9 protein-coding genes are annotated in these 8595 nt (G+C 37.8%); 5 read left to right on the top strand and 4 right to left on the bottom strand.

All coding sequences use genetic code 11. The features are described 5' to 3' along the window. From AC220I_RS14265 to AC220I_RS14245, 5 genes are all read left to right on the top strand, one after another. The coding region (locus tag AC220I_RS14265) for a nitroreductase family protein (protein ID WP_486724522.1) at positions 1-514 on the top strand (514 nt) is incomplete at its 5' end. Between the two features lie 111 nt (positions 515-625). Next, positions 626-1069: a VOC family protein gene (locus tag AC220I_RS14260; protein WP_486724521.1), complete on the top strand. Its 444-nt coding sequence runs from the start codon at positions 626-628 to the stop codon at positions 1067-1069. A gap of 73 nt (positions 1070-1142) precedes the next feature. Beyond that, positions 1143-1742, top strand: coding sequence for a DJ-1/PfpI family protein (locus tag AC220I_RS14255; protein ID WP_486724520.1), 600 nt, complete (start codon positions 1143-1145; stop codon positions 1740-1742). A 113-nt stretch (positions 1743-1855) separates the two neighbouring features. After that, a complete protein-coding gene (locus AC220I_RS14250; protein WP_486724519.1) occupies positions 1856-3232 on the top strand; it encodes a serine hydrolase domain-containing protein in 1377 nt (458 codons plus the stop codon). A gap of 89 nt (positions 3233-3321) precedes the next feature. Beyond that, entirely contained in the window at positions 3322-4701 is a 1380-nt protein-coding gene (locus AC220I_RS14245) for a flagellar assembly protein A (protein WP_486724518.1), read from the top strand. Between the two features lie 186 nt (positions 4702-4887). On the opposite strand, the gene AC220I_RS14240 is transcribed toward AC220I_RS14245, so the two are convergent. From AC220I_RS14240 to AC220I_RS14225, 4 genes are all read right to left on the bottom strand, one after another. Next, the gene (locus AC220I_RS14240; protein ID WP_486724517.1) at positions 4888-5547 is read right to left on the bottom strand and encodes a response regulator; all 660 of its coding nucleotides are present in this window, start codon (positions 5545-5547) and stop codon (positions 4888-4890) included. After that, positions 5526-6911, bottom strand: coding sequence for a sensor histidine kinase (locus AC220I_RS14235; protein WP_486724516.1), 1386 nt, complete (start codon positions 6909-6911; stop codon positions 5526-5528). The genes AC220I_RS14240 and AC220I_RS14235 overlap by 22 nt, the downstream gene beginning before the upstream one ends. 11 nt (positions 6912-6922) lie before the next feature. After that, a complete protein-coding gene (locus AC220I_RS14230) occupies positions 6923-7528 on the bottom strand; it encodes a DUF6305 family protein (RefSeq protein WP_486724515.1) in 606 nt (201 codons plus the stop codon). A gap of 1 nt (position 7529) precedes the next feature. Further along, on the bottom strand, positions 7530-8595 hold a 1066-nt coding region (locus AC220I_RS14225), incomplete at its 5' end, for an ABC transporter substrate-binding protein (RefSeq protein WP_486724514.1).

Below are 8595 nucleotides of genomic sequence, written 5' to 3'. Positions count from 1 at the left end.
CGATAAAAGTGTCCCTGAAGACCTCATAAGTCAATTGCTCCTATCAGCAACTGCCGCACCAACAGCTGCCAATTGTGAGCCATGGGAGTTCATTGTCATTGATTGCCCTCAAGTGTTGAAAGCATTTAGAGAAAAGTTGGTTTTTGCGAGATACAAGGCCCCCCTTGCAATTGTCGTCTGTGGAAACATGGACTTGGCATTCAAAGGGCCTGGTAAAGAAATGTGGGTTCAAGACTGCAGTGCTGCTACAGAAAATATGTTGATCGCTGCTACAAACTTAGGGCTTGGGAGCGTGTGGATTGGCATCTATCCACTTGAATCTAATGTTAAACTTTTAAGATCAATTCTCAATATTCCTGAACATGTAATTCCTTTAAACATCCTTTATTTCGGTTATCCAGACGAAGTCAAGGAAGCGCGTTCGAGGTTAAATGAGAAAAGGGTATATCGCAATCAGTATGAGCCTGATAGAAAACACAGGAAGAAGGACAAGCCTAAAATTGGGCATTATTGAAAGGAAAGCTAACTCGCCGGTGCGCTAAAATAAGGGTCCGACTTTAAGCCTTAATCAGCTTGAATTAAATTTTTATCATGTAATCGGCCTAATATAGAAAAAGGAGTAATTATGCTTAAATTAGGTTCAACATACTTAAAGGTAAAAAACATGACAAATTCCATATCATTTTACAATTCACTGCTTGATATGAAGCCATCTGCACAGAACTTTGACAGGTGGGCTCAGTACAATTTTAATGGCCAATGCATTGCACTATGGAATCCTGAGTATGACCAGGTCAAGATGGCAAGTTGCGAAAACCTAGATGGTATATACAGTCAAAACTACATCGACTACAAGCGCCATGACAATATCAAATACGGCAACAATGTCGTTCTGAATTTCTATATAGAGGACTTAAAGGCTGAATATAGACGTTTATTAGACCTAAATATAGGGCCACTGACACCAATTATGTATATGAATGTCGCTATGTCATACTACTTATTTGTGCTTGTAGATCCTGATGGTAATGAAATTGAAATTACAGGCGGCTATTCAGAAGAAGAATAACCTATGCTTTAATTATTTATGTTATATTTATCTATAAAACAGTGACAATATCAAAATATCATAAGGAGGTTTTATGTATAAGGTTAACATTATTTTATTTGACCAATTTGAACTCTTAGACGCATTTGGGCCAGCAGAGATTTTAGGGAAGCTGACGGATGATTTTGAACTCCACTATTGCTCTTTAGAGGGTGCCCTAATAGAAAGCGCTCAGAACTCAATTATAAAAACAGAAAAGTTCTCATTACATGCGGACTACCAAAACATCATCTTGATACCAGGGGGTGCCGGTACAAGGAAGCTTGTAGACGATAAGACCTTTATCGACTTTATAGAGTCATCTGCAAAATCCTCTGACTATATTTTAAGTGTTTGTACAGGTGCTGCACTTTTGGGAAAAACAAGCCTATTGAATCATAAAAAAGCAACTTCAAATAAGAGGAGCTTTGATTGGGTAACCTCTCAAAATGAAAAAGTTGAGTGGATTAAAAAGGCAAGATGGGTTAAAGATGGTCACATCTATACGTCATCTGGAATATCAGCTGGCATGGACATGACCCTTGGCTTCATAAAAGATGTTTTAGGTGAATCCTTGGCAAGAGAGACCGCAAATCGAATTGAATACCTCTGGAATGAAGACCCGAGATTAGACCCTTTTTCTGACCTTTATTAATTCAATTCGATATAAATTTATTTATTTTAAATGACACTGAATTAAGTTCGTGTATAATTTAAAATGAAAAAGATAATCATAATTTCAACTGATATAAAAGAGGAGTACAAGTGATGACATCAGAATATAAAGCACAATTTGAATCCTTTGTAGCACAAGTCATGAAGGAATACGATGGTCAAGGCATCGGGATCATCGGTTTTGACCAAGAACAAGTCCTATACGAATACTACAGTGGCTATCGAAATGTTGAAAAGAAACTGCCCATTAATAGAGATACCATCTTCGGAATAGCATCCATAACAAAATCCTTTACAGTGATGGGTCTACTTCAGCTGGCAGATAAAGGCATCATAGACATCCATCAGCCCATAACAAAGTATCTAGATCATATAAACTTGCCTGCCCACCAGATACCGACAGTTGCACAGCTTATGAGTCATTCGGCAGGTTTTTATCCTCAAGAGCGTTTTCTCATGAAAGACGTGGCTAAAACGCTATCGATTCCACCTGGGACAGAGCTTTGCAAGCATCAAGCACTTTCAAATAAAGGGCTGGAGATGATTATTAACCGCATCAATCAAATGACGGACTTTTGTGGCCTACCAGGTGACAACCACTCCTATAGCAATTTTAGCTTTGGTCTTTTAACTGCTTTACTACAGAAATATGGGGGAGAAGCCCACTATAGTGACTATATCGAAAAGCATATCCTGGATGCACTTGAATTAAAAAATTCGTTTTTAGACTTTAATAGAACCAAATCTGAAGATAACATTACCATGCTTTATGAAATGAAGGCAGGTCAAATGACAACGACTGATGACTACGAAGACTTGGGCTTTGTCCTTCTCGGCGGAGGCGCACTAAAATCATCACTAAACGATTTGATGACCTATACGAGACTTTATCTAAACGATGGAGACTTTAAGAATCGTCAAATCCTTTCACCAAGTGCCATAAGGAGTATGCAAGTGCCTAGGGTTGCATACAAACCTTTCGAAGGATATGGATACGGCCTTTTGACAGGTAAAATCGGCGAGGTGGACTATGCTGGTCATAGTGGTGGATTGACAGGGGTTTCAAGCTATTTCATTTTCACAAGGGAGACGCAAAAAGGCATCGTTGTCTTATGTAATACAAGCAATGTACCAGTGCATGCCATTGGCCTTTCTGCGATTAAACTCCTAAATGGACAAGAACCCACATGGATGCAAATGCCGATTAAGGGGCTTAAGTGGTCAAGAGATTTGATTGAAAAAACCATAGGGTCCTACAAAAGTGAAGAAGGCGGTCAACTGGAGATCATTGACCTTGAGGATACAATTGCCATCAAAGCGGGGAATGACCAACTCAATGTAACCCCGATCGATGACAACCACATATGGGTCCACAATAAGATGCTTTCAAGCTACACCCCAATCTTTAGGGATGAAAACGGACATGCCAAAGCCATTTACTCTGGTGCGAGAATTATTAAAAGAGTATAGTATCATCAATATTTGTTGAGTGTGAGTTCATTTGGGTATAAAAATTATAATGGAATGGTTTTTATATTATTCGCTGACTGGAGAACGCCATGTATTTAGAAAACGATAAGTTCATATGCGAAATTAAAATATCAGATGATTATTATAGCGCTGAAATGACGCTCGTAATTAATACCAAAGATACCAGTAATATCTATGAGATTGTCATGATGTTTATTAAAAACAACAATATTCTTTATGGTGTCAAGGAAGCTGAAATTAAGGCAATCTGCGATTCAGGCCAAAGTGTCACCAACTTTATAATTGCAGAAGGCGTCCATCACAAACATGGAGAGAACGCTTATTTAACCACGATGGTAGAAACAAGTGGACTTGTTAAACCTAAACTCAACGAAGACGGCAGTGTAAACTTTAAGGAAATGGATTTTGCCCATATCGTTCCTGTGGGAGAAATTCTTCAGGTCAAAACACCTGCGACTTTAGGAACAGATGGCATCACAGTTACCAATAAGGTTATCGCCAGTAGACCGGGTAAGGATCTCCCAATAAAACCTGGTGAAAATACCATCTTAAGCGAAGATGGACTTTCTATCATAGCAAATGCGGAGGGCAAGGTAAAGCTCATGAACGGTCGTATCTCCATTATTCGCCAAATCGACATTGATACGGTTGGACCAGAGACCGGCAATATATATTTCAACGGTGATGTCCATGTTCGAAACAATGTACTGGACGGCTATACGGTGAATTGCGATGGTGATTTAACCGTAGACGGTCTAATTGAAGGTTCAATCCTAAAGGTAAAAGGAGATTTGACCGTTGGTAAAGGTATAGTGGGGCATGGTGAGTCCGATATCGTTGTCAATGGGAAGCTTGTAACGCATTTTATTGAAAACGCTAATGTCTATGTCAAAGGCGAGATCGAAACAGGTGAAATCATCAACAGCTGTGTACTCTGTGACAGTCAAATCATGGTTAAGGGCAAGAAAGGTTTGATCATTGGTGGTGAGATTACTTCAAAATCCATGATTGAAGCCAACCAAATCGGTTCAAAATTTGGGGTCCTGACCTCCATCAATCTAGGCATTGACGTATCTGCCATTATGGAACTTAAACAGCTAAAAGAATCGCTTCAGGACCTTAAAATTGTCATTATGAAATTAAAGGCAAGTAAGGCCGCCCTTGAGATTAGAATTCAGGAAAATCCGTATGATGATGCCCTTACAGAAAAATTAGCCCAGTACAAGGACAGCCTTCTCAGCACGGAGATTTTGTCTGAGGAACAGTTAAAACGCTATAACGAGCTCATGGATGCTCTTAAGAATATCAACAATGGTCGAATTAAAATAAACACTGTCTATCCGGACACTGTGGTCAAAATCGGTAACAGTAAGTACTTTATCGACAGCGCCCTGAAAGATTGCATATTGACAAGGGTAAATGATGAAGTGATTATGATCGGCTTCTAACCTTTTAATGTCAATGACACCTAGAATCATTTAATGCCAAAACCTTATTTTAACACTACAGCTCTCATCTAACCGCTCTACATAAGTTAAAGACTCTTACTCTGAGCTTGATGAGCGCAAATTTTATTGTATATATAATAAAGGCTACAGGAGATTTCCGGTAGCCTTTTCTATTGCCAATAATGATCAGAGGTGAGATGGATCAAAGCCTTCACACAGCTTATATTTATTTTTAGGTCTGCCTAAGTTTCCATATATAGGGATGACTTCAATGAAGGCATTTTTTTGAAGATACTGAATATATCGATGTACCGTTTGATAGGCAAGATTGACACCTGATGTAATTTCTTCAAAGGTAACTTCATCCGATTGTCTTGCCAGAAAATCAGTAATTAACCTTAAGGTTGCCTCACAAATGCCTTTTTCAAGATAGACCTCTTCCTTTTTAGCAGACATCATCTTCTGAATTTCTGATATCTGTAAATTAACTTTTATCCTAGAAATAAGATCTGGTGCTTTTATGGGTTTAATTGAAAAATCAGTTGCACCTACAGAGATAAACTTATCTGATGTTTCTTGTTGCTCATCTACTGTTAAGACTAGAATTGGAATTTCTGAATTTAACTGCCTCATTTTTTTAACTGTAGTTAACCCATCCCAAACTGGCATGTGATAATCAACAATAACCATCTGGGGCTTTTCTTTTTTCAAGATATCAATGCCTTCCTGACCGCTGGTGGTAGTAATCGCTTCATAACCGCAAAAGTCACAAATTTCCTTTAAGGTAAATAAAATATCCGGTTCGTCATCTATTATCAAAATTTTTACGGGTTCTGTATAGGACATAAATATTCTCCTTTCTCAAATATGGGAAGTTTAACAGTTACTTCAGTGCCAACCCCATACTGGCTTGTGATGTCAATTGTACCATCGTTTTCATCTATCGTTTGTTTGGCAAAGGGTAGACCAAGACCAGTTGTATTATTAGTTGAATAACCAATCAGCCAAATCTTATCTAGGTCAGATTCTGCGATACCTATGCCGTTATCGATTATTTTGATTTCAACATAATCCGTATCTTTTTTAACTTCTAGACGTATGTTCTTTTCTTTCTCGACATTTGGTGCGAGAATTGCATTCTCAATGAGATTTACCAAGGCTCTTGCAACCCTAATCTTATTTACATATACGTCCGGTAAATGGTCGTCAATTACAGTTATGAAATGTATATGCTCATCTTCAACCGGTATTTGGGCTCTAATGTAACTGATTAAAGCAGCGACTTCAATCCACTGTCGGGAAGTTCCATAGAGAAAACTGGAAATCATTTCGCTCATTTTAACGACTGCATGATCAATTCGATTGCCATAGGTTTCTATTTTGTTTACATCCTTTGCCATGGCAAGTAGAGAAGCCAATCCCCTGATGGTTGCAAGTGGCGTTTTTAAATCATGTGCCAAGGTATTAATTTCTTGGTAGATACGATTATCCATAATCTTGTTCTGCATAGTTTCAAGCGCAATTGCTCTTTGGTAGTTTTCTTCAGCAATGGACAGGTTGGTCATATACATTCTAAAAATCATTGCCGTCATGGCAGAAGAGAGTAACATGGGAACAATAAAGGTGAACCCTATGGAGTTTAAAATATAGGTATTGCCCAAATAATCACTAGTGATTTTTATACTTACAGGAATATCACTGGTCCCCGACATTAAGCCAGAAAATAGAGGCATGACGTTTAGCCACTGACTGAAAAAGAAAACCTGAAAACCGATAAAAAAACGAGGCAGTATTGAGCCAGTATCGTGCTTGGTCAGGTATACGAAGAATAATGTGACCATAAGACCCACAAGTGAAACAATCATTTCTATGTGTTGAAAGAAAAGAAGAGATGTGATGTATTTACTTGCAACAAAGCAGATTACCAATATGAAATTATGAGGCATAAGTGGAATCTTGAACCACTGGCCGATAAATTTTAATAAGTATTCATATCCAAGGTATAAGAATAAGTTTGGTACTGCAAATAGAATACAGCTCGACATGGCTGCAAGTATTAAATAACCACTATCACTCGAATGAATGGATTGTCTGATTTTCACAATAATATCATACAAGTATGGTTTTGTTAATTCTTGAAAAAGGATTGAAAAAACAATCAAAACGAAAAATAATATTAAATTTTTAGGAAATCGATTTTCATTAGACATTTAAGACTCCCTTATCGAAATGCTGCTGCAAGCGGCATTGTTAAATCTGTAGTTGAATTGATGTATGAAATTGGGATGCTGTTCTCCCTTGCAATATCTGTAAGAAACTGATCATGATTGCCTTCTGTCGTCGTAATAATAAAACTTGCCTGATTACAAGTTAAAGAGAGTAACATGTCTGTCTCTTCATTTCTTCTAGCCTTTCCGCCTACATATACAACAATTAATGGCAATGATAACTTATCAGCCTCGTCTAACAAGGCTTTTACTCTTTGACTTTCATCTTCTATGCTTTTATCATGCAGGGCTAATCCAATATCACTATAGCCAACCACAACAACAATGGAAGTCACATCGCTTAAATCACTTGGATATGCCTCTGGCATAAATAGATTATTAAATCTAAGCTCATTTGCTAGATCCTGAAGGATATAAGTATCGGTACTTTGCCCAGCAGAGGTAATGAGAATCATCTTATTTGAAAAAGGTTTCGCGAGATAAGTACTGGAAATTTGATTATTATCCTGAGAGGTTTCAATGTAATAAACCGTCAACCAAACAATCGCCATACCAAGTATTATCATTAAGGGTTTTCTTATTAATTGAAAGTTAGGCATCTTAATTCTCCTTGCTTACAGACACGTTATTTAAGGGTTCAACACCACTTATATTTGTCGTGTAACCTTTAACACAACGATTAATGCCAATAGTTGGAATCGTATGGACCAAGGGAATGGAAGGGACATCATTGCTTATGAGCTCCTGAATCTCTCTATATAGGCTTATTCTAAAGGACTTATCCGTATTTTGTCTTGCAAGCTTAAGTAAATTGTTAACTTGGGGGTTGTTATAAAGTGAGTAGTTACTAATAGTGCCCTCAACTGTATTTTCGACTGAAAAAAGTGTGTATAAAAAATTGTCAGGATCGGCAACATCACCATTCCAACCAGCTAAAATCATATCGTATTCACCGCTTTGACCCAGCTTTAAAACTTCTTCCCAAGGTTTGGTCTCTACTATGACATTTATATTAGCTTGTGCTAGGCTATCCTTTATAAATTGAGCAAGTTCGGTAGGGTTAGGGAAGTAAGATCGAGGTTCGGCCATGACTAATAAACGTATGTCAAAACCATCTTCCTTATTGACATTAGCGAGTAATGTCCTGGCAAGCTCTACATCGTAAGCTGCAGATTTAATGGTTTCATTATAGCCCCAAAGAACTGGTGGTACAAAGGTTGAAGCTGGTCTAGAAGAACCATCGAAAGAAGACTGGATCAACTTTTTCTTATCAATTAAGTGTTCTATGGCCTGTCTTACCTCTCTAGTACTTAAATGTTCATTTTCCATGTTCATAGCCAAGTAACCGATGTTGAAAAAAGAACGATTTTTCAGATAAATTTGGTCAGTTTCTTTAACGAGTTCAATATCATCATAGGTTAGGTTGTCCGCAATGAGAATATCACAACATTTCAACTGCCTGATACGTTCTTCAGGATCAGAAATGGTTTTGAAGACAAGCTGACTGACTTTTGCTTTATCAGACCAGTACTTGAGATTTCGTTCTAATATGCTCTCGCCATTTTCATCCCATGATTTAAAAACAAAAGGACCTGTTCCAACAGGTTTGTACTTTAATTCCTCATTGTATTTCATAATGGCTTCTGGACTGGCAATGCCAAACGCT

Source organism: Fusibacter sp. (genome assembly GCF_057447755.1).
The sequence above is the reverse complement of the archived record's forward strand: the minus strand, read 5'-3'. Positions and strand labels throughout refer to the sequence as shown.